Annotated in this window: 23 protein-coding genes; 3 read left to right on the forward strand and 20 right to left on the reverse strand. The window is 38.9% G+C overall.

The features are described from left to right. Window positions 1-395: 395 nt before the first annotated feature. From FE005_RS13980 to FE005_RS13995, 4 genes are all read right to left on the reverse strand, one after another. Complete coding sequence (locus FE005_RS13980) at window positions 396-1,385, reverse strand: DUF916 domain-containing protein (RefSeq protein WP_175413558.1); 990 nt, start codon at window positions 1,383-1,385, stop codon at window positions 396-398. A gap of 55 nt (window positions 1,386-1,440) precedes the next feature. Beyond that, window positions 1,441-1,899 (reverse strand): hypothetical protein, encoded by a 459-nt coding sequence (locus FE005_RS13985; RefSeq protein WP_113849597.1) that lies wholly within the window; start codon window positions 1,897-1,899, stop codon window positions 1,441-1,443. 912 nt (window positions 1,900-2,811) lie between these two features. Next, window positions 2,812-3,249, reverse strand: coding sequence for a hypothetical protein (locus FE005_RS13990; RefSeq protein WP_060813395.1), 438 nt, complete (start codon window positions 3,247-3,249; stop codon window positions 2,812-2,814). Window positions 3,250-3,593: 344 nt separating this feature from the next. Further along, a complete protein-coding gene (locus FE005_RS13995; protein WP_138372032.1) occupies window positions 3,594-4,154 on the reverse strand; it encodes a TetR/AcrR family transcriptional regulator in 561 nt (186 codons plus the stop codon). Window positions 4,155-4,295: 141 nt separating this feature from the next. On the opposite strand from FE005_RS13995, the gene FE005_RS14000 reads away from it, so the two are divergent. Further along, window positions 4,296-4,913, forward strand: coding sequence for a GNAT family N-acetyltransferase (locus FE005_RS14000; protein WP_081132172.1), 618 nt, complete (start codon window positions 4,296-4,298; stop codon window positions 4,911-4,913). Window positions 4,914-4,984: 71 nt separating this feature from the next. On the opposite strand, the gene FE005_RS14005 is transcribed toward FE005_RS14000, so the two are convergent. The 8 genes from FE005_RS14005 to FE005_RS14040 all read right to left on the reverse strand — a co-directional run bounded on the left by FE005_RS14005 (window position 4,985) and on the right by FE005_RS14040 (window position 13,590). Next, complete coding sequence (locus FE005_RS14005; RefSeq protein ID WP_081132171.1) at window positions 4,985-5,527, reverse strand: DUF3267 domain-containing protein; 543 nt, start codon at window positions 5,525-5,527, stop codon at window positions 4,985-4,987. A gap of 222 nt (window positions 5,528-5,749) precedes the next feature. Continuing rightward, a complete protein-coding gene (locus FE005_RS14010; RefSeq protein WP_138372033.1) occupies window positions 5,750-7,330 on the reverse strand; it encodes a peptide chain release factor 3 in 1,581 nt (526 codons plus the stop codon). A 226-nt stretch (window positions 7,331-7,556) separates the two neighbouring features. Then, on the reverse strand, window positions 7,557-8,363 hold the full coding sequence (locus FE005_RS14015) for a MetQ/NlpA family ABC transporter substrate-binding protein (protein WP_003126324.1): 807 nt from the start codon (window positions 8,361-8,363) through the stop codon (window positions 7,557-7,559). 8 nt (window positions 8,364-8,371) lie between these two features. Further along, a complete protein-coding gene (locus tag FE005_RS14020) occupies window positions 8,372-9,040 on the reverse strand; it encodes a methionine ABC transporter permease (protein ID WP_138372034.1) in 669 nt (222 codons plus the stop codon). Further along, on the reverse strand, window positions 9,027-9,749 hold the full coding sequence (locus FE005_RS14025) for a methionine ABC transporter ATP-binding protein (RefSeq protein WP_081132169.1): 723 nt from the start codon (window positions 9,747-9,749) through the stop codon (window positions 9,027-9,029). Before FE005_RS14025 ends, FE005_RS14020 begins: the two co-directional genes overlap by 14 nt. Before the next feature lie 32 nt (window positions 9,750-9,781). After that, a complete protein-coding gene (locus FE005_RS14030) occupies window positions 9,782-10,795 on the reverse strand; it encodes a lipoate--protein ligase (protein ID WP_138372035.1) in 1,014 nt (337 codons plus the stop codon). A 192-nt stretch (window positions 10,796-10,987) separates the two neighbouring features. Beyond that, a complete protein-coding gene (locus FE005_RS14035; RefSeq protein WP_003126319.1) occupies window positions 10,988-12,364 on the reverse strand; it encodes a hemolysin family protein in 1,377 nt (458 codons plus the stop codon). Between the two features lie 101 nt (window positions 12,365-12,465). Beyond that, window positions 12,466-13,590 (reverse strand): AI-2E family transporter, encoded by a 1,125-nt coding sequence (locus tag FE005_RS14040; RefSeq protein WP_003126318.1) that lies wholly within the window; start codon window positions 13,588-13,590, stop codon window positions 12,466-12,468. Between the two features lie 139 nt (window positions 13,591-13,729). Between FE005_RS14040 and FE005_RS14045 the strand changes: the two genes are divergently transcribed. Next, window positions 13,730-14,170 carry a GNAT family N-acetyltransferase gene (locus tag FE005_RS14045; RefSeq protein ID WP_138372036.1) on the forward strand — a complete coding sequence of 147 codons (441 nt, stop codon included), beginning with the start codon at window positions 13,730-13,732 and terminating at the stop codon, window positions 14,168-14,170. A gap of 207 nt (window positions 14,171-14,377) precedes the next feature. Here FE005_RS14045 and FE005_RS14050 read toward each other — a convergent pair whose 3' ends face one another. The 3 genes from FE005_RS14050 to recX all read right to left on the reverse strand — a co-directional run bounded on the left by FE005_RS14050 (window position 14,378) and on the right by recX (window position 16,937). Continuing rightward, on the reverse strand, window positions 14,378-14,911 hold the full coding sequence (locus tag FE005_RS14050; RefSeq protein ID WP_003126316.1) for a DUF402 domain-containing protein: 534 nt from the start codon (window positions 14,909-14,911) through the stop codon (window positions 14,378-14,380). Between the two features lie 93 nt (window positions 14,912-15,004). Further along, window positions 15,005-16,150 (reverse strand): A/G-specific adenine glycosylase, encoded by a 1,146-nt coding sequence (gene mutY, locus FE005_RS14055; RefSeq protein WP_138372037.1) that lies wholly within the window; start codon window positions 16,148-16,150, stop codon window positions 15,005-15,007. Next, window positions 16,143-16,937, reverse strand: coding sequence for a recombination regulator RecX (recX, locus tag FE005_RS14060; RefSeq protein ID WP_081131593.1), 795 nt, complete (start codon window positions 16,935-16,937; stop codon window positions 16,143-16,145). Before recX ends, mutY begins: the two co-directional genes overlap by 8 nt. Window positions 16,938-17,052: 115 nt before the next feature. On the opposite strand from recX, the gene rlmD reads away from it, so the two are divergent. Continuing rightward, window positions 17,053-18,429: a 23S rRNA (uracil(1939)-C(5))-methyltransferase RlmD gene (gene rlmD / locus FE005_RS14065; protein ID WP_003126313.1), complete on the forward strand. Its 1,377-nt coding sequence runs from the start codon at window positions 17,053-17,055 to the stop codon at window positions 18,427-18,429. A 99-nt stretch (window positions 18,430-18,528) separates the two neighbouring features. On the opposite strand, the gene glyS is transcribed toward rlmD, so the two are convergent. The 5 genes from glyS to FE005_RS14090 form a co-directional block, all read right to left on the reverse strand. Further along, complete coding sequence (gene glyS, locus FE005_RS14070) at window positions 18,529-20,601, reverse strand: glycine--tRNA ligase subunit beta (protein WP_081131594.1); 2,073 nt, start codon at window positions 20,599-20,601, stop codon at window positions 18,529-18,531. A 1-nt stretch (window position 20,602) separates the two neighbouring features. Next, complete coding sequence (gene glyQ / locus FE005_RS14075; RefSeq protein ID WP_162787489.1) at window positions 20,603-21,517, reverse strand: glycine--tRNA ligase subunit alpha; 915 nt, start codon at window positions 21,515-21,517, stop codon at window positions 20,603-20,605. A 12-nt stretch (window positions 21,518-21,529) separates the two neighbouring features. After that, window positions 21,530-21,769, reverse strand: a complete 240-nt coding sequence (locus FE005_RS14080; RefSeq protein ID WP_003126309.1) for a hypothetical protein — start codon at window positions 21,767-21,769, stop codon at window positions 21,530-21,532. A 484-nt stretch (window positions 21,770-22,253) separates the two neighbouring features. Continuing rightward, window positions 22,254-24,008 carry a beta-galactosidase family protein gene (locus FE005_RS14085; RefSeq protein ID WP_113849594.1) on the reverse strand — a complete coding sequence of 585 codons (1,755 nt, stop codon included), beginning with the start codon at window positions 24,006-24,008 and terminating at the stop codon, window positions 22,254-22,256. After that, window positions 24,005-26,017 (reverse strand): beta-galactosidase, encoded by a 2,013-nt coding sequence (locus tag FE005_RS14090; protein WP_138372038.1) that lies wholly within the window; start codon window positions 26,015-26,017, stop codon window positions 24,005-24,007. The genes FE005_RS14085 and FE005_RS14090 overlap by 4 nt, the downstream gene beginning before the upstream one ends. Window positions 26,018-26,114 lie beyond the last annotated feature (97 nt).

Below are 26,114 nucleotides of genomic sequence, written 5' to 3' on the forward strand. Positions count from 1 at the left end.
CAGTTACCTATTGAGATGAAAAGATACTCTTTTTATCGGTGGAAATAGTTTTTTTAGATAAATAGTGATAAAAAATAAGAACCTCTGGTCGTCGCTGAGAATTGTCGCCCTAGGATGATAGGTATGTTTAAACTAAAATGAGCTAATCTACAATGATTGCGAATCATTTAATCTACTCATGAGTGAACACTTTCTTTTATCAAAATTAAAAAGCTCCAGTTCCGATATAAAAGAACTCGCGAAGACAATTTGTATCAAACAAATAAAACAATTCTTTGAGGAAATAAAAACTGCCAGGTAAAATTTCAGCAAGTGCTTTTCTAATAACAGATGACAGAAGCGGACTTTTAAGCAACAAGAAAAGTTTAGAGGCGAAGTACGTCCCTAAACTTTTCTTATTTTTTTAGCAATTTTACAAGCGAAAAAATAAGCAAAAATAAAACTAGTGATAAGGCGATGATCAACCAAAGATTGACTTTTGACTTCACTGTAACATTATTACTAAGATCTGTAGTCTCCTCTATAAACTGATCAATTTCTTCTTTCGTATAATTAAAATACGTTATCGTCTCATCTTCGCCATCGGATAAAACAAATTGATACTCCCCAGACATCAATTCAGCTTTATCTAACAATGGCGCCTCAAACATTGTTTTTATATACGGTGAAAGCACAATCTTCTCTTGTTCTATCTCCCCTTCAGCTATGATCTCTTGATCAGGATTGATTACTCGATAGGAGCCACCTTCTGCATAAGTAACAAGTGGATTCTTGTTGTAAAGGTAATAAGAAAGAGTCGTTGCGTTTCCTGTAATCGTAAATTTAAAGTCCCCAATGATCTGTTTTGTTTCTTGAGCCCATTCATTTTGTTTCAAGCGAACAACGATTACTTTTTGATAAACTTGCTGAACATTTACGGAATCTTTATTTTCTTGTAAACCAATTGCTTGAGAGAAATTGATTCCACCTAATACTTCCCCAATAATCTTTTTATTTACATTAATTATGATTTTGATTTTTTTGCTTTGCTTTGCATCTATTTTTAAAAGACCATCTCCCAATTTACCTTCAATTGGTAAGAGTTTTACGTACTTCTTTAAATCATAATCTTTATTTAGCAAATTGTTTGTTTCCGCAACATAAGTCATTGAAGTCCTAGTTGAAACAGCGATACTAGGAAAAACCGATACTTCAATGGCATGACTTTCATGATTAGTAACAGTTTCTGTATAAGTATACTTTTGGTTCAGATCAGGCGAAAATTGAATATCTTTTACTATACTTGAATTCTTGTCTGCTTGGATCTGAACTTCAAAAGAAGAGCCAATCGATTCTTCTGCCAATGCTTCTGGACTGAAAAAAAATATTCCTAAGCACAGGAACAAAAGAAACACCCCAAAAGAATAAGATTCATTCTTGTAGCTAGGATATAACATACGATTAAGGAGTGACGTCTGTCACTTCTGATGCAGTTAGTGTGATTACGTAATCACTTGCCTTAGTGTTGTCAAAAGTTGAAGGATCAATTGTATAATCAAAAGTACCTTCTTCAGTCGTTTCATAGCCTTGACTTGCTTCAACTTTGAATACTTCACTCGTTGCAATCGTTAAACCAGGTGCTGAGGTTTCTCCAGGAACTGCTGCTGTTATCACTACTTGCTTTGCTCCAAATGACTTATTCGTTAATGTTCCAGATAACGTGAAAGTACCTGTTAGCGGATTCGCTTTCGTTTCTGTGAAACTAATATCTGCAAAATCTACAGTTTTTGTTTCAACAGGAGTAGCTAAAGTAAATGTTGCTGCTCCTTCTGTGACATTTACAGTAACTACTTCTGCACTTGCTGATGCTCCAAAAAATAGAGCAAGCAATAATGTTGTTACTAAAGTAACCTTTTTCATTAATTTCATTCCTCCTTTATTATTTATTTTGTAAGAAGATGGTCTTACAAAAAAACTATACACTATTTTTTTTGACAATATTCTCTTCTTTTTGCAATTTTATTCACAATAAGAATAAAGTATTTTTTAATTTTATCTAGTAATATTTTAATCTTTTGCGCCTGTTATTAATTTGCAAAGATCGGATTCTTGTTTCACACAGAAATCTGAACCCCGACCGTCTGATAGGCAGATCTTGGGATATTCATTATGTGCCATAGCTGGAATTAACCTGCTTCACAATTAGATGGGAGAATTAGTATGACAATCGAATGATTCTTGGGAAAATGAAAATACAGTACTATGCGATTGTGCTTCTTCCATAAAAAAGCACTCTCACTACCGTGAAACACACTCCCAGTTGAGGTGCTATTTGAGGAAGAAATAGTACTTGTTTCAGAGAGCGATTCCTCCATCCATTCATTCATTGTCGAGGCTTCATTTTCTTCTTGACTATTTCTGAGTTCGGTTTTTAAGTCCGATGAATTAGGATTAGTAACGCCTGAGGTCATCTCACTGAGAGTAAAAACAATTTTATAATTCTCTTGATCATGCGCCAGAAATTTCTTAAGATCTTATGTAACGTAAAACTTACGGACATCTGCAGATTGCGTAACTACCCATTCTTCTGCGTTTTCAAAAGCCGCACTTAAGCCATTACCAAATGAAGAGATCGCTAAAATGTCATCAGTAATCAATTCATTCAGTGAAATCTCTACATTTATACTACCTTCATGATTTAATAGCTCCTTACTAAAATCAATTTCTTGAAAATCAAAATTTATTGGTTCATCAATTGCTAGAAAGATATTCGATTCTTCTATGGCATGAGTTTTCTCTTTTTCCTATAATCATCTCTCTGACGAAGACTATTCACGATTTTACTATCCACGCTTCATCATAATGTTCGATCGTAAACTGAGAATTTGGGTATTCACTCTTGACAAATTTTTCGACAGCATCCAACTCTGTATCTATATTTGCAATTAAAATGATATAATCTACCTTATTTGTATAGTTCAACTCTATTATGTATTGTTCGGCGTCTATCCAATAGGCATCAATTAATGTATTATCCGTGCTCTCATTAGAACGTTTGAAGCCATCCATAATCAGAACATTCGTTGCATCGAGGATTTCTAATGTTTCTTTTACAATGTTTAATGAATTGTGCAAGTAATTTTCTACTTGTTTTAAAGTATAATTTATAGGAAAAACACATTTTCTAAGAAAATATACGTGTCTTTTATTTGTAAATCGTATGGAAAACATTTTTCCTCTCATACTTTTACTTTCTGATATTTCCATCATTTTCAAATCACCTTCAGAGATTATTTATGGCAAATGACCTTCCTACACTTTAAAATAAAGCATTTATAACCTTTTTAGTTATCTTTTTTTGTCAAAAAATTACACATTATGTACAATCTTTTTTTGACAGAATCGACTAACCAGCTTAGAATTCGATACAAAAAATCCTCTTAAAAAGCTTATAGATCTTTTAAGAGGATTTTTTCTAGCAGAATTTTTATTTGAAAACTAACGCATTATCCGTTCCGTTCAATCATCATGTTAAAGTAATTCTAGTTCCAAATCAAAAGGGGATGTTATCTTTTTTACATCGATCGTGCCTCGTTTACAAATTATAATTTTTCTCATGGCATGATTCTTTCGAGATGATTGTTTAATTTCTGTAATAGTTCCAGCATTTCCTTTTTTGAGTAAGCAAAATTCGTTTGTACCCAATAATTCAATACGGAAAGACAACCTTGAATATGATAGGTCGTAAAGTATCTCATCTCTTCAGTAATCACATTCTTTTTATCTTCATACAACCAAATTTCCAAGTAATTTTTTTCGATCAACTGTTTCATTTTTTCTTGTACCTCCAAACCGTTTGAATAAGTAATGAATAGCTTGTAGACAAACGAATGATGATAGACGTACTCAACTAGATTTATATACAAGTCTTCATAGCTGTGAGTGTTATCAAAGGAAATCAGTTGATTGATGTCTTGGAAGAATCGCATTTCCAGTTGCTCATATAGATCGCAAATATCTGTATAGTGTTTATAAAACGTGGATCGATGCAAATCGGCTGTTTCTGTTAGCTCGCGTATAGTGATTGATTGTATTTTTTTATCCATCATCAGTTTTGATAAAGCCTCTGCCAACGCCCTTTCAGTTTTTTTAAACCGACGATCCTCTTTATTCATTCTACTTCCCCCTATTCGACACTTATGGCTAGACTTGTCGTTTAAACGACAAGTTCAAGTAAGATTGTCCATAGATAATCGACAAAGTGTCTATTATAATATAAGTGTATCACAGACAACCAATGATTAGGAGAATAAAAAATGACTTTAACTTTCAGAAATTTAGAAAAAAAAGACTATCATAAAGCCATCCAGTTTGCCATCAAAGGAATGCACTTTGATTGGTATATCAAAAACAAACTGCTCTTAAATCTTTACGGCAGATATTTCTGGTACTTGGAATTAAATCGCGCGACTGAGATTATTGCTCTCTATCACGAAGATGTATTGGCTGGAGTTTTACTAGCGGAAATAAGCGGTGCACCTAAAGCGCATACTTCTTTTGGACAAATGATGTACATAAAACTATTTGAATTCTTACAGAATAGTTTTGCCAAAGAAAGTGCCGGAGCATATGATGCCGGAAACAATCAACTCCTTTCTGAATATTTAAGTGACCATTCACCGGATGGGGAAATCATTTTCTTAGCAGCTAATCCTGATATACCTATCAAAGGGATCGGAACGCGGCTGCTAGATGAACTACAGAAAAGAGTGCAAGGAAAAGAAATTTATCTTTTTACAGATAGTGCTTGTACGTATCAATTTTATGAAAAGCGCGGTTTTCAACGTCAAAAAGAAAAAATGATTTCATTAAAATTGCCCAACAAAAAAATTGATCTTCAGTGCATGCTCTATAGCAAAGTGATTGACAAATGATAGCCATGCTACGCAACAAAAGCGTTTTTCAAATGAGTGCAAAAAAGCACAGCCCTAATGGCTGTGCTTTGCTAATGATTGGAATAAAAATTTATCCCCTGTTCGGTATCTTCTACATAACTATGCGCTGGAGCTTTAGTCACTAAATAACAAAAATAAAAATCCCCAATACAGGCTGACCCATGAAAAGAAGCCAACCAGACAAATGCATAAGGAGAAATTTCCCTATACGCATACAACAGCCATAAGACCAAAGTGATCAAGACAAAAGGAGCAAGCAAAATAAGTAAAAACTGCCACCTTGAATAAAAGGAATTAGGACTTGTTGCATAGGCCAAACCATTCTTAAAACCAAATTTGACTTTTCCTTCCTTATTGAACAGCTTAAAAAAAATCCCGTGAATCAATTCATGAACGATGATTAACCCTGCCATTGATAGAATGGCAATAACGAGATACATTAAATCGATAGTGACTTCTTCCGATAACTTTCTGTCTAATGTTAAAAGCGTAAATAAAGCAAAGAAAATAACCAATAGAGGAATCGTTAAGATATTCAGTTTCATGATTAGCTTTTTATCGTCAAGCAAATTGACACGCTTGATTAATTTCATAATGACCCCCTTACTCCTATTTGCAACACTATAAGCGCTCGTCTCACGTCATAAATTATTATATCAGTCTTTTTAGACCAAAACAATTCGATTTTTTACTGATACAAAACAAAAAAAACATTCTTATCAAAAACGATAAGAATGTTTTTTTAGACAAGAACCAACTCATTTCTCGCTCCCATCATTTGAGAACACTTGCCGTCACAAGTACTAGCAGTGTTTTCACATCAAACTTTTCAATTCGACATCTGGATATTTGTCGGCGAACCAACGCATCGCGAATTGGTTCTCAAACAAGAACAATGGCTGGTCGAAACGGTCTTTGGCTAAAATGTTGCGACTTGAACTCATCTTTTCATCCAAATCTTTAGGATCGATCCAACGAGCAATCTTATGTCCCATTGGCGACATGATCACCTCTGCATTGTACTCGTTCAGCATTCGATATTGAAATACTTCGAATTGCAGCTGTCCAACCGCTCCAATAATGTATTCATCACTGAGATACGTTTTATACAATTGGATGGCTCCTTCTTGCACTAACTGATAGATCCCTTTATGGAATGATTTTTGTTTCATAACATTTTTGGCTGTTACTTTCATAAAGAGTTCAGGTGTAAACGAAGGTAATTCTTCATAGGCGACTTTCAATTTCCCTTCATATAAAGTATCACCAATTTGATAATTTCCGGTATCATATACCCCAATGATGTCGCCGGCAACAGCTTGCTCAATATTTTCGCGAGTGTCTGCCATGAACTGGGTCACATTACTTAATTTCATTTTTTTGCCTGTCCGCTCAAGCGTGACATCCATTCCCCGTTCAAATGTTCCTGAGCAAATGCGGACAAAGGCAATCCGGTCACGGTGTGCGGGGTTCATATTGGCTTGGATTTTGAAAACAAATCCTGAAAGCTCTTGTTCGTATGGACTAATTTCTTCTCCTGTCATTGTCTTATGTCCGTAAGGTGCTGGTGCAAATTGTAAAAATGTTTCTAAGAAAGTTTGCACACCAAAGTTTGTTAACGCAGAGCCAAAAAAGACAGGGGTTTGATCACCACGAGCGATTTTCTCTTCATCAAAGGAATCGCCAGCTTCTTGTAATAATTCGACTTCTTCCAACACTTGTTGATAGACACCATTTTGATTCAGCGGATGATCTTGGGGAATTTCACCGTTTTGATCAAATGAAATCAGGCGTTCACCGCCATGAGATTCTGGACGATAAATTTCAACCCGTTGATTGTGAATGTCATAAAGTCCTTCAAGCCCTTTTCCCATTCCGATTGGCCAATTCATTGGGTAGGACTCGATTTGAAGCAACTCTTCTAGCTCTTCTAAAAGTTCTAATGGTTCACGACCATCACGGTCTAATTTGTTGATGAAGGTAAAGATCGGGATTCCCCGTTTTTTTACGACTTGGAAAAGCTTTTTCGTCTGTGCTTCGATCCCTTTGGCACTATCAATAACCATCACGGCGCTATCAACAGCCATTAACGTACGATACGTATCTTCAGAGAAATCCTCATGTCCTGGTGTATCCAAAATGTTCACACGTTTTCCTTGATAATCAAATTGCATTACAGAACTAGTGACAGAAATCCCCCGTTGTTTCTCGATTTCCATCCAGTCGGATTTAGCAAAATTACCGGTTTTCTTTCCTTTGACAGTTCCTGCTTGGCGAATTGCTCCTCCAAATAGCAGCAACTGCTCAGTGATCGTTGTCTTCCCAGCATCCGGGTGAGAAATAATCGCAAAGGTGCGACGACTTTCAACTTGTTGTTTTAAATTTGGATTCTCCATGTTATGTAGTTACTCCATTCCTTGAAATTAGAACTCTCTGTGTCTATACAAAGATTTTCTGACCAAATCAGTATATCATGTATCAAGAGCGGAAAAAAGAAAAATTACAGACAAATGCTCTCTATCTTTCAGATTCGAAAGTCTAGAGAGCAACTGTTTAAGCAGCTTGATAGCTATTTGTATTTATACGAGAACTGCTGTGAAAGCATGAAAAACACTCAAAAAACTAAAAGGCTGGAATTAATGTATCACTATGCTCATTTTCCAAAAATTCTTTGACTTTATCGCTGGTCATCGCTTTTCGCAAAACATTGATTTTTTCTGAATCTTGATTGTCCTTACGAGCAACTAAAGAGATCGCAAAACGATCATCTATCGTTTTCTCTAAGAACAAGGCATCGTCAGGCTTTAGACCAATTTTGGCGATATAGGTCGGATAGTTGTAGACAAGGGAGACATTTGGTTCATTATAGGCTTCTGCTAGATTCAATAAGTCCACAGATAACCATTCAAAGTTTTTAGGATTCGCAGTAATGTCTTTGATCGTACCATTGACTCCAACTCCATCTTTTAATTCAATCAATCCTTGCTCAGCTAAGATGGCTAATGCTCGTCCTTCATTAGAAACATCATTCGGCAGAGCAACTTTCGTTCCTTCAGGAATGTCTTCAATTTTTGTATACTCTTTTGAGTAAAAGCCCACTTTAGCATTATAAATTTTGTCTAAAGCCACTAAATCTGCTGATTTTTCCTCATTGTAGCGTTGCATATACGGCTCATGCTGCGCAAAGTTTGCGTCTACTTCCTTATTATTCAACAGCTCATTGTATTGAATATTGTCATTTACTTGTACCAATTCAATTTTCCAGCCATCTTCTACCGCATCGGCTGCTACTTTGACAACATCTGTCATAGGGGTCGTTTGAGAAGCGACTTTAATCACTTTATCCTCTGATTGCGACTCATTCCCTGTTCCACAAGCACCAAGAAACATTACTGCTAGTACTAACCCAAAAAAAATTCCTTTTTTCATTCCTACTCCTACTTTCTTTTATCAACTTTTTTTGCTAACCCATTCCCAATCAACTGAATACTAAAAACTGCTACGATCATCACTAAAATGGCAAAATACATGACCCCATATTCGTACCGTTGATATCCATAACGGATGGCAAAGTCTCCGATTCCTCCTCCGCCAACGATTCCCATCACTGTGGAATAAGACACCATACTGACGATCGTTGTCGTCAGAGACAGGATTAACCCGCTTCTTGATTCCACGAGCAAAAATTCTTTGACATATTGATAAGTGGAGACACCTAATGAGCGTGCCAATAGTCCGACATCTTCTGGGACATCCAACAATACCTGCTCGACTAAACGAGCATAGATGACGATTGACACAATACTCAAGGGGATACTTGCTGGGATCGGCCCAAACGAGCTGCCTAACAAAAAACGAGTGACGGGAATCATCGCAACAACAAACAGTAAATAAGGAAACGAACGAATGACCGTGATCAGCAAATTTAATATTTGATACAAAATCGTTCCCTGATTGTTGTTTTCACGACTAATAAATAATAGAATACCTAATGGCAATCCAATCAAAACAGCGGCGAAGATAGAGATACTCATCATGATCAGGGTTTCTTCCATCGCCTGCATCAATTCTGGTAAATAGTATTGAATACTCTCAATTATCGTCATGCTTTAGACTCCTTATCACACGATCGACATAGTTTAATTCTTCTTTTTGTAAAAGATGCGGCGTATTCGCTACTTCCGCTACGATTCTTCCTTGTTCCATAACATAGACCCGCTCACAAACTTGTCGAACCGCTGACAATTCATGACTAACAAACACGATTGTAGGTTGGAAAGTGCCATGAACCTTTTGCAATAACGATAAAACATCTCCCTTAGTATCTTCATCCAATGCACTGGTCGGTTCATCACACAAGAGGATCTTTGGTTCTTTGACCAAAGCACGGGCAATTGCTACTCGTTGCTTTTCCCCTCCACTTAAAGAAGCAGGATAAACCGAAGCCTTTTCAGACATACCTACGAAGTCTAACGTTTCCATCACTTGTCGTTGTGATTTTCCAGCTAATTTTAAAGGCAAAAAAACATTGTCGTAGACAGTCAGATTATGGAGCAGATTAAATTGTTGAAAGATCATCGCAATATCTTGCTGTAGACTTCGTCTCATTTTCTTGGTCAATCCTGTCGTGTTCACGCCATCAATCACGATTTCGCCAGCTGAAGGAGATTCGATCAAATTAATCAGACGCAACAAGGTAGACTTCCCGGAACCGCTTTTGCCGACGATACCGACGATCTCATTGTTGATTGTTAACGATACTCGATCAAGGACATTGTCCTGATATACTTGTGAAACCTCTTTTACTTCGATCATATTTGGTTCCTGACGCTCCTCTGCCTTCAAACTCAATTGAAAAGTAGTGATACAAATTGCTCATTTGTCAGTTGATGGATATATTTCGCGACTTCCACCCCTTGAAAATGCTGCCGCAACTCTTCATTATAAGGAAGACCAATCAGCTGTTTTTCGAGACCAGCGATATCTTCTTCGCCAAAAAAATCTCCAGTGATTTGTGCTTCTGTGATTTTCCCCTTTGCCACTGAAAAGCGTAGTTCAACGATACCAACATTTTCAAAACGTTTGCGTTTCGTCCATTGATAATTAGGGGCTTCCCCATAAATCCATTGATCATTGGCATATCGCGATTGATACAACTGATTAATCTTCCGTTGATCTTCAGCCGTTAATTTGATTTCTTTTTCTTGGATTTCCTCAATGTTGTCGACGTCATAAATATGACAGAGCAATTGATCTCTAAATTCTTTCGTTGACAACTGTTGATATTCTTCAGAAAGATAGGGCTTGATGTTGGTCACACTTTTACGCACTGACTTTGTTGCCTTCGAATCGATCTTTTCCTGCGGAACGTTCAACACTTTTGTCAAAACGCTTAAGTCAACATCGAACATCAATGTTCCGTGGGAATAGCTTCTGCCATTTTTTGTGTACATGGCATTACCAGAAAATTTCTTTCCTTCAACAAACAAGTCATTTCTTCCCCGTACTTCAACCTCTTTTGCTCCCATCTTCTGCAATGCTTTCAAAATAGGTTGGGTGGCTCCATGATAATCACCAAAATGAGTCACATCTTTTTTAGTCACAAAGCTAAAACTCATGTTGCCTAGATCGTCATAAACCGCTCCACCACCAGAGGTTCTCCGGGTTAAAACGATGTCATTATGTCGTAAATAGTCAAAATTTATTTCTTCGTAGGCATTTTGGTTTCTGCCGATTATAACACAAGGCTTTTGTATGTATAACAGCAAGCATGGTTCTGAAATATCTACGTTATTCATTAAATATTCTTCAGTAGCTAAGTTCATCCGAATATCATCACTTTTCATTCGGTAAAATCTCATTTTCCCACCCCACAATGATTTCTAGTTATCGCACTCTTATCCTCTCTTTAATTCACAAGAAAAGCAAGAAATATGCTTAGTTATTTTAGTTTTTTTATCTAGCTAAATCTGTATCATTTGATTAACTCATTCTGTTCTATATATTATTTTTAGACAAAAAAATGCTTGAAGCATTTGCTTCAAGCATTCATTTTATCGACGAGGTTCGTCTTCTTCAAAATCTTTTTTGAAATAGCGGCGTTCTTCTTCAGGTTCGACAGCTGTTTCTTCAGGATCATGGAAGATAACGCGGATCTTCAATACACGTGACCCTTCCATTTCTTCTGTGATCAGTGTGACGTTATCCACTTTAAAGGATAATTTCTCTCCTTCATCAGGAATCAACCCTAAAGCTGTGATCAAATATCCAGCCATTGTATCAACATCACTCATGTGCAGGCTCATATCAAATGCTTCATTAAAGTCGTCAATCAACATTCGCCCTTGGATGATGTACTCATGATCAGAAACTTGTTCATATAATTCTTCTACTTCATCCGATTCATCGTCGATCTCACCAACGATTTCCTCTAAGAGGTCTTCTAAAGTAACCAGACCTACGACACCGCCGTATTCATCTAATAAGATAGCCATCTGATTTTGAGTCTTTTTCAACTCATAGAGTAAGTCATCAATAAAAACAGTTTCAGGCACAAATAATGGTTCTTGGAGGATTTGTTTAATATCTAATGTTTCAAATCCATATTTATAGGCACATTTCAGCAGGTTTTTTGTATGTAAAATACCTACGACTTTGTCTTTGTCCTCATTATATACTGGGATTCGAGAATAGTTTTCTGCTAAAATTTCTGTCAAAATTTCATCTACTGAATCATTGATATCGACCATAAATGCAGTAGTCCGCGGCACCATCACTTCACGGGCCACCTTCGTATCCAATGAAAAGATTCCTTGTAGCATTTCCAATTCATCTTCTTCAAAGACACCTTCTGTTTCTAACATATACCGCATTTCATCACGAGTCATTTTTGTATCTTCATCATCAAATTCCATTGGTGTGATTCGAGCTAACAAACTAGTTGAAGCGGAAAGCAACCACACAAATGGTTTTGCGATCGTACCAATCACACGTATCACACCTGAAGTAAATTGAGCAACTTCTTCAGATTTGTTCATTGCGATTCGTTTTGGATACAACTCACCAAATACGATCGAAACATAGGTCAAAATCGCTAATACAATGATATTAGCCAGGCTTTTTGCTGCAGCTCCGCCACCTAGAACGGGTGCTAAGCGGGTAGATAGCGTATCTGCCAGTGAGGCCCCTGATAAGATATTGACTAATGTGATCCCAACTTGGATCGTCGACAAGAAGTTGGTGGGATTGTCAATGATTTTCAATAATTTTTGTGATTTGACATTTCCTTCCTCAGCCTTCTGTTCTACACGGTTCTTATTAACTGAAACAACCGCGATTTCTGAAGCAGCCAAGAAAGCATTGATCAATGTCAAAACGATCAATAATAAAATTTGCGCTAATAGCGACTGACTCTCGGGGTCAGCATTCATAATAGCATTCTCTCCTTATTTTTACATTTTCTAAAAAAAATCGTGGGCTATACCCACGATAAAATCGTATCATAAAGCTTTTTTCTTTGCAATAAAAACCATCAGTTATCTAGTTCGATCAATTTCTCTTGGTTTTTCTTGCTTTTATCGTCACGAATCAAACGAATCACAAAAATCACAATCGTACGACAAATGGCGTAGAAAGGTACTCCTAAGAAAATACCCAGTAATCCAGCGATGTTCCCTGCGACTAGCAACACTAAAATAATGGTTAGCGGATGAATCGCCAATGACTTTCCGATTACATTAGGATAGATCACATTACCATCTAATTGTTGAACGACTAACACGACTACACCACATAACAGAGCCCGGAAAGGATCATCAAAGATTGTCACTAAAACTGCCGGAATCAAGCCGAGGTAAGGGCCCAAATAAGGAATCAAGTTAGTGATCCCTGCAATGACACCAAATAAAAAGGCGTAATTGACACCCACTAGCCAGTAGCCGATAAAGGTAAAGGTCGCGACAAAAATACATTCAATCGCTTGTCCGCTAATGTAATTGGACAATGTTTTATTCAGATCACCCAATAACTCGATGATTTGATTTCGTCTTTTTTCAGGTAAAACTGATTGAATATTTGGCACAAGTTTCTCGCCGTCTTTCAGCATATAAAACAAGATGAATGGTACTGTAACAATGATCATCGTTGCTGAAGCAATCGTTCCTACGATCGATCCCAAACTTGTTGACAGCCCACTTAGAAATTGTTGCAGCAATGAACCATAGGAAAGATTGAGATTTTCTAACTGTTGCGCAAAGTCGATCTGTTTAAATACTGGGTCATCTGCTATTTTAGAAATCCAAGTCTCCATATTTTTAGCAAAAGTAGGAATATTTTCTGCAAGTTGTGAAATTTGGTTGATCAGATTTGGAATCACGCTTACGACTGTTAGGACAATAGCTGCTACTAATAAGAGTAAAACTAAAATCACAGCGTAGATTCTTTTGATCTTAGTGGTCTTCATCAGAAAAACGACGATCGGATTAAGCAGATAGTACAAAAAGCCTGCAATTAAGACCGGCGCAAATAATGTCGAAAAAAATGTTCCTACTGGTGCAAATAAGAAATTGATTTTGCTCAATACCAGAGCTAACGTGGCAAGAACGAGAATTTCTAATGACCAGAAGAAAAGTTTTGATTGTTTGAATTTGTCGAACAAACGATTCCCTCCTTTTTTTCACTATTATAGAGTATTTTGCAAAAAAAAGCTTGCGACTTTAGCCGCAAAAGCAATTTTTCTTTTCGTAAAAATGGTATACTTAGAAAATAATTGATGAAATAAGAAGGTGGTTGATTTTATGTTCGTCGCACAAACCAAAGATACATTAAGCGAAATTTATCTGGACTCGTTGAAAATTCGTAATGATGTCTTCGTCAAAGAACAAGGCGTGCCCTTAAGTCTTGAGATCGATCAGGACGAAGCAAACGCGGTCCATTTTGTTCTCTATAATGAACAAAAAGAAGCAACAGCAACTTTGCGGCTGCTTCCTATAGATAGCCACACATTGAAACTTCAGCGTATGGCCGTACCCATTGCCCATCGCAAAAAAGGCTTCGGACGAATTTTGATCCAAGGGGCGGAGGATTTTGCTCGGAAGCAAGGGTTTCAAAAAATCACTTTAGGTGCTCAGCTAACCGCAAAAGGTTTTTATCTTTCTCTAGGCTACCAACCTGAAGGGGAAGAATTTCTTGATGCGGATATGCCCCACATCAAAATGAGTAAATATCTGCAGAACTAAGTATCTTAAAAGCTGTCAATCAGTTATAACTCACGTGATTGACAATTTTCGCTTCTTTATAGAACTGGATGAATCTCCTTTAAAGAAGCCCCGCCTTACAAATCAATCACTCGATGACAGGCACTATTTTTTGATACAAAAAGACTCGACTTCTAATTAAAGTCGAGTCTTTTGCACATTGAAGTGACCCTTTACGGCTACTCCTTGCTATTTCTGAGACAACTGCTTGTAGCGATCATACCAAATGTCCACATACCCCTCAGAAAATGGTCCTTTGCCATTATTGATCCAATCTACTAAAATTTTGACATTTTCTTTTAAAATAAAATCAATGTCCTGCGGATAATGCATGATCTTGCTATGAAGCTCATATTCATCCACATCTAGTAAACGTTTCTCACCATCAGGAAATACTTTGATATCAAGGTCATAATCGATATATTTCAAGGCCTCTTCATCAAGCAAATACGGTGAAGCGAGATTACAATAATAGGAAACCCCCTTTTCTCGGATCATTGCGATTACATTAAACCAGTATTTTTTATGAAAATATACAATAGCTGGCTCACGGGTAACCCAGCGTCTTCCATCCGATTCAGTCACCAATGTATGATCATTGACACCAATCATTGAGAATTCGCTCGTCTTTAAGACCATAGTATCCCGCCACGTTCGATGCAAATTGCCGTCATGTTTGTAGCTTTGGATGCTGACAAACTCTCCTTCTTTTGGAACTCGCATAGCAACCCTTCCCTCAGCAAGAAAACTTGCGTTTTGTTTGGGTGTTCATTACACCGATATCGTAAATATTATAGCAATAAAACAACCCTTTGCCTAGAAATGTTTATCGACTTTATGATTTTTCTTCAATTGTTCGACTAATTTCAACTGAGGTTTGGGAAAGACATACTGTTCAAATTCTTCTGGCGCAGCCCATTGACTGTGTTCTAACGAGAATTCCGACGGTGTGCGTCCATAAAAAAGCAGTATGTGCCATTTCAAATGACTAAAGATGTGAGTAACCTCACCAAGATGTCTTTTTTGCCAAACGACGGGAAATTCAGGGAAAATCGGAGCTGGTTCTTCTGCAACTGCATCCAATGTTAACTGTTGGTCTTGCCAATAAGCCAATAATTGCATATAGGTCGCCTGATCCACTTCCAAAAGCGGAAAATGCCACATTTTGGCTAACAAGCCAGTTTCTGGTCGCTGCACCAATAAAAAGCGGCCATCTTCTTCAATAGCTCCAGCAATGTAATACACATCTTTTGGCTTCGCTTTTTTTGATTTTACGGGAAAATCGGTTTGTGTTCCCTGCTGATAGGCTAGACAATATTCTTGCAGTGGACATTCCTCGCATAATGGTGAAGTCGGCGTACAAATACTTGAACCAAGATCCATCAAAGCTTGATTGAATTCTCCTGGCTCATCGTGAGAAATGATTGTACGCATTGCTTCATCAAAGACTCCGCGAGAACTCGCTTTAGCTATATCTGCCTCAATACAAAACAAACGACTCACTACACGCATCACATTGCCATCGATTGCAGGTTCCGGCAATCCAAAAGCGATACTGCCGATCGCCCCGGCAGTGTAAGGACCAATCCCCTTTAACGAACGAATATCAGTGATGGTCTGTGGCATCTCTCCATCGAACTCTGCCATGATTTGTTGAGCGGCAGCTTTTAAATTGCGAGCACGAGAGTAATAACCTAATCCTTCCCAAGCCTTCAAAAGCTTCTGCTCTTCTGCACCAGCTAAATCTTTGATGGTTGGAAATTGTTCCATAAAGCGGTAATAATAGCCAATGACGGTGTCCACTCTTGTTTGCTGGAGCATGATCTCCGAGATCCAGATTGCATAGGGATCGTTGGTTGCTCGCCAGGGGAGATTCCTTTTTTCATCATGGTACCAATTCAAAAACTTGTCTTGGAAAGAACGAATGTCCTCTTTTGACCACTTTTCCCACTGTTTATTCATCCATAACTTCCTCATCTAAAAATTGTTGGATCGCATCCAGAGCGAAACCTTTTTGGTAAAGACCTTGTTTGATTTTCATTTTTCTTTTATTCAAAGGCAACCGCTGATGTCTTCGCAAAAGTCGTTGACCCTCTTTTTGCAAAGCTGCGTTTTCCTCTTCATCGTCTCTATCTGTAGGCAGTTCATCTAAAATTAATTGGATAACTGGTTGTCTAAACCCTTTTTGCATTAGGTGCAGCGATAGTTTCTGCATCATCTCTTTGTGACTTTTCCCTTGGAACCGACGCAATGCTTTTTCGGCAGTATGATAGCCGACATCAAATTGCTTTTCTTCTGTATATAACGGCATCACTTCTTGAATCACTTCTTCAGACAGCCCCTTTTGTTTTAGTTGCTGACTGATGACTGATGGCCCTTTGTCTCCTAAACGGATTTGTGTCCGCAAGTAGCTTTCTCCGTAGGTACGGTCATCAAGTAAATTTAGTTCTTTCAATCGCTGCACGACCAAATGGCGATCCTCTAAATTGATTTCTTTGTCTTTTAGATAGGTACGAACTTCTTTTTCGGAACGTAGTTGATAGCTAATGTAATTCATTGCTTGCTGCAGCCCAATATCAAAACCGGAGCTTTTTTTGATTTCGGTCAACTCTTCTTCCGTCACTTCTTTTCCTTTTAGAAGACGGAAACGAACCAGAAGATCCTCAGAAACCCGCAAAGATTCTCCATTAGAGCAGTCTACTTCGTAAAAGGGACCTTTTCCCTTACTGATACGAATGATCGTTATCATTTTCTTCACCTCACGAACGTATATTCTAGTTTATCACAAAAAAGGGGAAATTCCTTCAAAAGAGCTATAAAAAGTATGGTAAAATAGAGAGACTATTTATCGATAAGGAGCAATCATGGCAAACGTACAACTTAAAAACGGTCAAAAACTACAACTGACGATCAAACGTTTAGGAATCAACGGAGAAGGAATCGGCTATTATAAAAAATTGATCGTCTTTGTCCCGCGAGTTCTTCCGGGAGAAGAAGTGATTGCAGAAGTGACCAAAGCAACTCCGAGGTTTGCAGAAGCGAGAATGACCAAAATCATCAAGAAAAGCAGCGACCGTATTCTCCCCCCTTGTAAATTTTATGATCGTTGTGGGGGCTGTCAATTACAGCATCTTGTTTATGAAAAGCAGCTAGACTTTAAGAAAGACTTATTAAAACAAGCATTAACCAAATTTAAGCCCAAAGGTTATCAGAAGTATATCTTAAAAGATACGATTGGCATGGAAGAACCATGGCACTATCGCAACAAAGCGCAATTTCAGTTGCGATATGATACAAAATCAAAACGAATCGAAGCTGGTCTTTACGAAATGGATTCTCATCGTTTAGTGGCGATTGATGATTGTCTCGTTCAAGAAAAAGCAACCCAAGATGTGATCAATGGCCTTGTGCAGTTACTGAACAAGTATCAACTCCCCATCTATGATGAAAGAAAAAACAGCGGCATCCTGAGGACTTTGATGGTCAGAGTGGGCAGAGCGACCGGCGAAGTACAAGTCGTTTTTATCACGAACTCTAGCAAACTGCCACAGAAAAATGCCTTGATTCGAGAAATCAATCAACGCATGCCCCAAGTAGTTTCGATCATGCAAAATGTCCAAAGCAAGAAGACCTCGGTGATCATGGGGGATGAAACTTTACATCTCTGGGGAAAAGAAGCGATTGAAGAACGATTGCAGGAATTAACATTCGACCTTTCTCCTCGTGCATTCTTCCAACTGAATCCGCAACAAACTAGTATACTTTATGACGAAGCAATCAAAGCACTGGCATTGACAAAAAATGAAACCGTCGTTGATGCCTATTGTGGTGTTGGAACGATTGGACTAAGCCTCGCAAAACATGCAAAGGAAGTCCGTGGGATGGACATCATTCCGCAAGCAATCGAAAATGCCAAAGAAAATGCCCGCCGAATCCAAGCAAATAATACGCATTATGAAACAGGAACTGCTGAAGACTTACTCCCTAAATGGTTTGCTGCTGGTTTTAGACCCGACAGTATTGTGGTTGATCCCCCTCGAACTGGATTAGATGACCACCTGTTGCAAGCGTTAGTTGCTCAGCCGCCAAAGAAAATGGTTTATATCTCTTGTAATGTTTCAACATTAGCCCGTGATTTGGTCAAATTAGCGTCTGTCTTCAAGATTGAGTATCTACAGTCTGTTGACATGTTTCCTCAAACTGCTCGTTGTGAAGTTGTCGTTAAATTGACGCGTATATAAAAAGCCTAGCCATCTTCAAGTAAATGAAGATGGCTAGGCTTTTTTAGGAATTCAGCTAGTATCCAAACACACATTGTTGGACACTAGCTGGATCAAATCTTATTTTGTGACTAAAGCATCAAGGCTGGCTACTGCCAAACTCATTTTGGCGATCTTATCCAATAATGCAAAACGATTGCGACGTATTGCCTCGTCATCTACCATGACCATTGTCTGATCAAAATAAGCTTCGATCAATGGTCTCAATGAAACTAGGCTTTGATAGTTTTGTTCCATCGTTTGTTGCGGGAACTTATCTTCAATGGCGACCACTGCCTCATAAAGCGTATTTTCTGATTCGTTCTCAAACAATTCAGGATTGATTTGTTTGTGTTCAAGATCTGCCTTTTTCGCAAGATTAATGACCCTTGTCAAAGCTTCCATCGATGGTTTGAAATCAGAATCATTCAAATGTGCTCTCAACATTTGAGCAGCTTCAAACAAAAGACTGATATCGCCTTGACGAGAGTTGATCACTGCTTCGATCACATCATGACGAATGTTTTTCGTTGCTAAGAATTGACGCAGACGTCCGTCAACAAAATCAATGACTTGCTCTTGTCCTTCGTTCAATTGAATGCCATAGACTGATGGCTGTTCATTGATTGCTGTGCGAATTTTTTCCTGTAAACGGGCTAACGGGAAGTACCAACGTTTCTCAGCAATAATCCGAATGATGCCATAAGTTTGTCGGCGCAATGCGTATGGATCGTTCGATCCGCTTGGAATCATGCCCACTGCAAAGAATGACAGTAAACTGTCTAACTTATCAGCAATTGCTAAAATTGCTCCAACGCTTGATTCAGGTAACGCACCTTCAGCAGAGACAGGCATATAATGTTCGCGGATCGCTTGTGCCACTTGCGGTGTTTCTCCTTGCAAGAGAGCATACTTTTCACCCATGACTCCTTGTAATTCCGGAAACTCACCGACCATATTCGTTACTAAATCAAACTTATAGATTTCTGATGCACGTTTCAATTCTGTTCTTTCATCTTCAGACAATCCGACGGTTTCTCCAATGATTTGAGCAATAACAGCTACCCGTTGCATTTTTTCATATAAGCTACCGATTTTTTCGTGGAAAGTGACTTGTTTTAGTTTCTCCACACATTGATCGATGGTAAGTTTCTTATCCTCATTGTAAAAGAATTCCGCGTCTTCTAGACGCGCTGTCAATACTTTCTGATTTCCTTTGACTACATTATCGATTTTTACCCGATCGCCGTTTCTTGCTGAAATGAAATGGGGCAACAAAACACCTTCTGGGGTGCGCACATCAAAATACCGCTGATGTTCTTTCATCGAAGTGACTAAGACTTCTTCTGGAACTGAAAGATATTTTTCATCAAAGTCACCGACAAAAGCAGTCGGATATTCTACCAAGTTGTTCACTTCTTCTAAAAGATCTTCATCAAGATCGATCCGCCAGTTGTTTTCTTTAGCAATTGCCTCAATTTGGTCTACGATCAATTGCTGTCTTTTGGATGGATCAGCGATCACAAATTGGCGTTCCATTTGACTCAAATAGTCATCGGCAGTTTCAAAGGTGACTTCTTCTCCAAGGAAACGATGGCCACGGGATTTCCGATCTGTTACTACGTCAAGGACTGTAAATGGTACGACTTCCGCGCCAAACAGTGCTACGATCCAGTGGATTGGCCGGATATACTCAAAATCGAAATTTGCCCAGTGCATTGTTACCGGGAACGCCAAACTAGTAATGACCTCTTTCAAACCAGTTAAAACTTCAAGCGCTGGTTTACCTTGAATATGCTTGGTGACATAGACATACTCCACACCATTTAATTCTTTGAAGGTAATTGCATCTGTGGTCAATCCTTGTCCGCGAACGAACCCTTGGGCTGCTTTTGACCAATTGCCATCGGCATCGATTGCAATTTTTTTGGCAGGTCCTTTCACTTCTTCTTGCGTATCAGCTTGACTTTCCGGAATCCCAGTCACATATACAGCTAAACGTCGAGGTGTAGAATAAGCTTCGATCGAACTGAATTGCAGTGCATGAGCTGTCAAAAACTCCGCCGTTTTTTGTTGTAGCTGTTTCATGCTTGGCGTGACAACATGTGCTGGCATTTCTTCTAAACCGATTTCTAATAATAGGTTTTGTGCCATTTTATTTCCCTCCCGCAATCAATTTTTCCGCTTCTTCTGGCGCTAATAATGGATAACCTAGTTTTTCCCGTTCAGCGACAAATAACTTGGCAACTTGTCTTGCTAAATTACGGATACGAGCCAAATATCCAGCACGTTCAGTTACCGAAACAGCTCCTCGAGCGTCTAACAGGTTAAATGTATGACTGCATTTCAAAATATAGTCATATGCAGGATGAACGAGGTTTTCATCGATACAGCGTTTTGCTTCTGCCTCAAAGCGGTCAAAATTGCTTAACAATAACTCTTGATCGCTGACTTCAAAGGAATATTTTGAATGTTCAAATTCAGGCTGACGGAAAATCTCGCCGTATTTGACCCCTGTCGACCATTCCAGATCATAGACACTTTCAACTTCTTGGATATAAGATGCTAAACGTTCTAGTCCATAGGTGATCTCTGAAGTAACGGGTTTGCAGGCCAATCCTCCAACTTGTTGGAAGTAAGTAAACTGAGTGATCTCCATGCCGTCTAGCCAAACTTCCCAACCCAGACCAGCACAACCCATAGAAGGATTTTCCCAGTTGTCTTCTACAAAGCGAATATCATGTTCTAGCGGATCGATCCCTAGCAAACGCAGACTTTCAAGGTATAATTCTTGAATATTTTCTGGAGAGGGCTTCATCACCACTTGAAATTGATGGTGCTGATACAAACGGTTGGGATTTTCTCCATAACGGCCGTCAGCCGGTCGGCGAGACGGCTCCACATAGGCGGCGTTCCAAGGCTCCGGACCAATTGCACGTAAAAAAGTATACGGACTCATAGTTCCTGCTCCTTTTTCGGTATCATACGCCTGCATTAGCATACAGCCGTTATCAGACCAGAACTTCTGTAAAGTCAAGATCATTTCTTGAACGGTTAATTTACTCATTATTTTCTTCCTTTCTTACAACGCATTGACTACTGGATAAAATTCAACAACATGACCTGGAATCAATTTTACTTCAACAACATGATCATCCGTCAAAACATCTGACAAATCATACAACATTTGGTCCGGTTTTGTTGTTAACTCTTTGACTAGTTGATCATCTTGCTTGACTAAGATTTGCAATGGAATACTTGCTAACACTTTTAATTTTTTTTCTTTGAATTCTGATGCAGCAATCGTCATATCAAATGGCATGAGAGTCCCCTCCTTTTCTAAGTCATTGATTCTACCGCAAAGGTTGAGTTTTTCATGAAATAGGACACAGATACCACGTTCTCCCTGCGAGCCTACTGTTTCACATCTGCTCGTCTCTTCTGTGTTACTCCTGCAGTCACTTCTACCAGCAGGGTTCGCTAACAAGGACTTGTATGTCCTGTTTTACAGGTCGATCACAGTGATTCGAGCAATGGTGAACCACACCAAAAAATCCCTATACCTATACTTGCGCATAGATATAGGGACGATATTCTCGCGGTTCCACCCTACTTCCGATTACTCGGCAGCTTCATTGAGTCATACTCCCGGATGCCTGCGAAAAAAGGATTCAACTTGGCTTTCACTATCCCAAGCTCGCTGGATGACTCTGGCTTCTTTCTTTTTTCCGATCAACGTATTTATTTGATTATCCTTATCATAGTAGCTGTATAGGGACTTTGTCAATCAAAAAATATAAAAGCAATTAATTAGGGCCTAAGTCCGGCTGATCGTGAAAGATGATCATATCTGATACCCGACCATCACTTTCAAAAATCACAGCCTCGTTGTTTCCTTCTCGTAAATAAGGAGCTGGAATATATAACCGTCTTTGCGGTCCTCTCTCCCAGAAACGACCAATATTATGCCCATTGATCACAATAAATCCTTTGCCCCAGCCCGGCAGTTCTACAAATGTATCTGCGCATTCATCCACTTGAAAGCTCACTTTGGAGAAACTCGGTTGTCCCGTTTGCCAGTGACCGGAAAAATCTACTTGATCAAGATTATCCATCGGTAGACTGTATATTTCCCATTCACTTTGAAACGCACCGTTGACGATCACTCCGTCTTTGATACCTTTGTATTGATGATTCATTTGGACGGAGTAATTGACCCGTCCCATGTTCTCAACCAAGATCCCTAACTCATTTGACTCCTCCGTCAGTGTGAGAGTCTTCTTTTGTCCGATTTCCTGATCATATTGAATAAATTGCAGCTGATTATTAATAAACGTATGGGCTCGATCCTGACAATGGATCAGTCGATAGTCTTCGATCACACGCGATTTGCCAATTTGCGAACGATAATAGACATAGCCAGTAGCTTGATCTAACAGTTCCATCGTTAAAGGATAATTGTGCTTGACTGGTTGACTGATGCTAGCTAGTGTCTCAAAGAGAGAAACTCGCTGACTAACTTTCCAGCTACCATAAGCCCGTTTGGCGATTTTTGTAGTCAAAGGAAAGGATGGGATTTCGGTAATTTCACCTATGACTTGTTGAAATGCTTCATACTTAGGTGTCACATCGCCCCATTCCGATAACAACGCATCATAGTCATAGCTAGTAACGTCTGGTGATAATTTCTCATAATAGTTGGCACCATTCATAAAGCCAAAGTTCGTGCCACCATGGAACATATAAATATTGACGGAGCCAGCTTCTAAGCAGTCCCGCAATTCATTAGCAGCGTCGGTTACCGATGTGGTATGGTGCTTGTCATCTCCCCATGCATCAAACCAGCCTATCCAAAATTCCATGACCATCAATGGCTGCTTCTTCCCATGGAATTCTTGAAGTTTCCTAAAATTCTCCTTAATGTCTGATCCACAGTTGATGGTTGGCAGTGCGATGTCCTTGATCGAACCGTTCTCTAACATATCCAGCCAAGGACCATCTGACGTAAATAAGGGCACGTCAATGCCATTGTGACGCATTAGTTCAGCAGACTTTCGCAAATAACTTTTGTCATTTCCATAACTGCCATATTCATTTTCAACTTGCATCATCAAAATTGGTCCTTCTTGAGTGATCTGTAAATCACTCACTTGAGAAAAAAGCTGTGTAAAGTATCGAGCGATCTTTTCCATAAACGGTGGATAGTCAAAGCGAATCTTCATGAAGGGATCTTTTAACAGCCAATAAGGAAGGCCCCCGAATTCCCATTCCGCACAAATATAAGGTGCTGGACGAAGGATCACATACAGCCCTACCTCCTGTGCAAGCTGAATAAAGCGCCGCAAATCAAGATTATCGCTAAAGTCAAACTTTCCTTCCTGCGGTTCATGCATATTCCAAGGCACATACGTTTCGACTGTATTACAACCCATCAAACGTAATTTTTCTAAGCGATCCCGCCAATATGCAGGCACAACTCGAAAATAGTGTATCGAGCCAGAAATAATTTTCATAGGCTGATCATTTAAATAAAATTCGTCTTTGATTACAAAAGCAGTCATTCGCTTCTTCCTTCCTTGATTACATATACACTGTATTGATCTGCAACGGAGTCTTCAGTCAAATGCTTACCGGACAGTAGGTCCTTCTTTCCTACAAATTGTGCCGGCACCTTTTGCGCTTGCTTCTGAAAATTGATGATAAAATAGTAAACCGCTTCTTCCGTATGACGACAGCTGATTTCTAGATTTGTTTCTCCTTCAATCACAGCAGTTAGATTTGCGCTATTGGTTGCTTCATCCAAGATCGTATCTAAAAGATCTTTTTCAAGTTGAGTCCCAATATAATAAACGACCCCTTTACCAAATCGATTTTTGGTCACTGCTGGTGAACCGGCATAGAAGTTACTCGTATAGTCCGCTACAGATTCAGCGGTCTCCAAATGGATGATCTCACTGACTAAGTTACTTTCTCCCTGTCTTCCCCCCTTTAATTGGATAACGTTCGTCTGCTCTGGTGCTAATGCATCAATCTCTTCTACCCAGATTCCTGCTAGCTCTCTTAAAGGCCCAGGGTAGCCGCCTAGATGGACATTGTCTGACTGGTCAACAATGCCACTCATATACGTTGTGATCAAGGTGCCTCCTTGTTCCACAAAGGATTCAAGAGCTTCTTTCATACCTGCTTTTACCATGTACAAAACCGGTGCTACCAGCACTTGGTACTTGCTGAAATCTGCATCAACTGACACCAAATCTGTTGCGATATTCTTTTCATAAAAGTAACGATAATATTGATGGATTTGTTGCACATAAGTCAAATCAACTGTTGGTCCGCTCGTATATTCCAATGCCCAATAATTATCCCAATCAAATAGAACACCAACTTCAGCCTTTGTTTCACTACCCAAAACTTCGTTCAGTCGGCTCAATTCTTCTCCTAATGCTGCAGTTTCTTTAAATACACGGGTGTTCTCATGCCCAACATGTTCTATCACCGCACCATGAAACTTCTCACAAGCACCAATGGAGCGGCGAAGTTGGAAAAACTGGATTGTATCTGCTCCATGAGCGATCGTCTGATAGCTTTGCGCGCGCATTTGGCCAGGTTTTTTCAATGAATTATATGGTTGCCAGTTTTGTTGGGATGGTGTTTGTTCCATCAACATAAACGGCGCTTGCTTCAATCCCCGCATCAAATCATGAGTCATTGCAACGAAACTCCATGGTGTATTATACGAAGGATAGTTGTCCCAAGAAACAATATCCATTTCTTTTGCCCATTTGAAGTAATCGAGTCCTTTAAAAGTTCCCATCAAATTCGTGGTAATCGGTGTTTGACTATCGAATTGACGAATAGCGTCCCGTTCTAACTTAAAGTTTTCTAAAAGACTGTCAGAATTGAAACGACGATAATCGATAGAAATTCCTGCAAATGCGGTTTTGTCATGACCGATTCCTTCAGAAAGAGCATTCGGAAGAACGATTTCGTCCCATTCATAAACAGTATGCCCCCAAAATTCCAGATTCCACGCTTTATTCAATGTCTCAAGGGTTTGATACTTATCTTTTAGCCAGACCCGAAAAGCTTTCTCACAGTTTTCGCAATAACACTCACCTCCATATTCATTATTGATATGCCAACAAGTGACTTGCGGGTTACCACCATAGCGTTGTGCCAATTTCCCAGCTAATCGTTGTGCATATTTTTGGTAGACTAAGCTGTTAGGACACGCATTGTGCCGCTGTCCAAATTTATGGTGCCGCCCTTCATAGTCAGTTCGAGCCACTTCTGGATAGCGCTTGAACATCCATGCTGGCAACGCCGCTGTTGAAGTCGCTAATACAATGTCGTAGCCTTCTTCACTCAACATATCAATCATCTCATCCAACTCATTAAAGTAATAATCGTGCTCTGAAGGTTGGATTTTTGCCCAAGAAAAGACATTGATAGTCGCACTATTGATGTGTGCATTTCTAAAAATTCGCATATCTTCTTGCCAGATTTCTTGCGGCCACTGATTAGGGTTATAATCGCCACCGAATAAAAACCGTTCAAAAACTTTTTTCATGTTTGACGCTCCTTTTTCTCATTGATAATTATTATTGTAAGGCTTTTCAAAAAGTTGTAGTATAATAGGATTGTCATGATTCTATAATATTTCGAAA

This window comes from Enterococcus sp. M190262 (genome assembly GCF_005843965.1).
Taxonomy (GTDB): Bacteria; Bacillota; Bacilli; order Lactobacillales; family Enterococcaceae; genus Enterococcus_D; species Enterococcus_D gallinarum.

Excerpts from the sequence above, each read along its gene's own strand:
- FE005_RS13985 (WP_113849597.1), bottom strand. The coding sequence starts at position 1,899 with ATGAAAAAGGTTACTTTAGTAACAACATTATTGCTTGCTCTATTTTTT.
- FE005_RS13990 (WP_060813395.1), bottom strand. The coding sequence starts at position 3,249 with ATGATGGAAATATCAGAAAGTAAAAGTATGAGAGGAAAAATGTTTTCC.
- FE005_RS13995 (WP_138372032.1), bottom strand. The coding sequence starts at position 4,154 with ATGAATAAAGAGGATCGTCGGTTTAAAAAAACTGAAAGGGCGTTGGCA.
- FE005_RS14000 (WP_081132172.1), top strand. The coding sequence starts at position 4,296 with ATGACTTTAACTTTCAGAAATTTAGAAAAAAAAGACTATCATAAAGCC.
- FE005_RS14005 (WP_081132171.1), bottom strand. The coding sequence starts at position 5,527 with ATGAAATTAATCAAGCGTGTCAATTTGCTTGACGATAAAAAGCTAATC.
- FE005_RS14010 (WP_138372033.1), bottom strand. The coding sequence starts at position 7,330 with ATGGAGAATCCAAATTTAAAACAACAAGTTGAAAGTCGTCGCACCTTT.
- FE005_RS14015 (WP_003126324.1), bottom strand. The coding sequence starts at position 8,363 with ATGAAAAAAGGAATTTTTTTTGGGTTAGTACTAGCAGTAATGTTTCTT.
- FE005_RS14020 (WP_138372034.1), bottom strand. The coding sequence starts at position 9,040 with ATGACGATAATTGAGAGTATTCAATACTATTTACCAGAATTGATGCAG.
- FE005_RS14025 (WP_081132169.1), bottom strand. The coding sequence starts at position 9,749 with ATGATCGAAGTAAAAGAGGTTTCACAAGTATATCAGGACAATGTCCTT.
- FE005_RS14030 (WP_138372035.1), bottom strand. The coding sequence starts at position 10,795 with ATGAGATTTTACCGAATGAAAAGTGATGATATTCGGATGAACTTAGCT.
- FE005_RS14035 (WP_003126319.1), bottom strand. The coding sequence starts at position 12,364 with ATGAATGCTGACCCCGAGAGTCAGTCGCTATTAGCGCAAATTTTATTA.
- FE005_RS14045 (WP_138372036.1), top strand. The coding sequence starts at position 13,730 with ATGTTCGTCGCACAAACCAAAGATACATTAAGCGAAATTTATCTGGAC.
- FE005_RS14050 (WP_003126316.1), bottom strand. The coding sequence starts at position 14,911 with ATGCGAGTTCCAAAAGAAGGAGAGTTTGTCAGCATCCAAAGCTACAAA.
- mutY (WP_138372037.1), bottom strand. The coding sequence starts at position 16,150 with ATGAATAAACAGTGGGAAAAGTGGTCAAAAGAGGACATTCGTTCTTTC.
- recX (WP_081131593.1), bottom strand. The coding sequence starts at position 16,937 with ATGATAACGATCATTCGTATCAGTAAGGGAAAAGGTCCCTTTTACGAA.
- rlmD (WP_003126313.1), top strand. The coding sequence starts at position 17,053 with ATGGCAAACGTACAACTTAAAAACGGTCAAAAACTACAACTGACGATC.
- glyS (WP_081131594.1), bottom strand. The coding sequence starts at position 20,601 with ATGGCACAAAACCTATTATTAGAAATCGGTTTAGAAGAAATGCCAGCA.
- FE005_RS14080 (WP_003126309.1), bottom strand. The coding sequence starts at position 21,769 with ATGCCATTTGATATGACGATTGCTGCATCAGAATTCAAAGAAAAAAAA.
- FE005_RS14085 (WP_113849594.1), bottom strand. The coding sequence starts at position 24,008 with ATGACTGCTTTTGTAATCAAAGACGAATTTTATTTAAATGATCAGCCT.
- FE005_RS14090 (WP_138372038.1), bottom strand. The coding sequence starts at position 26,017 with ATGAAAAAAGTTTTTGAACGGTTTTTATTCGGTGGCGATTATAACCCT.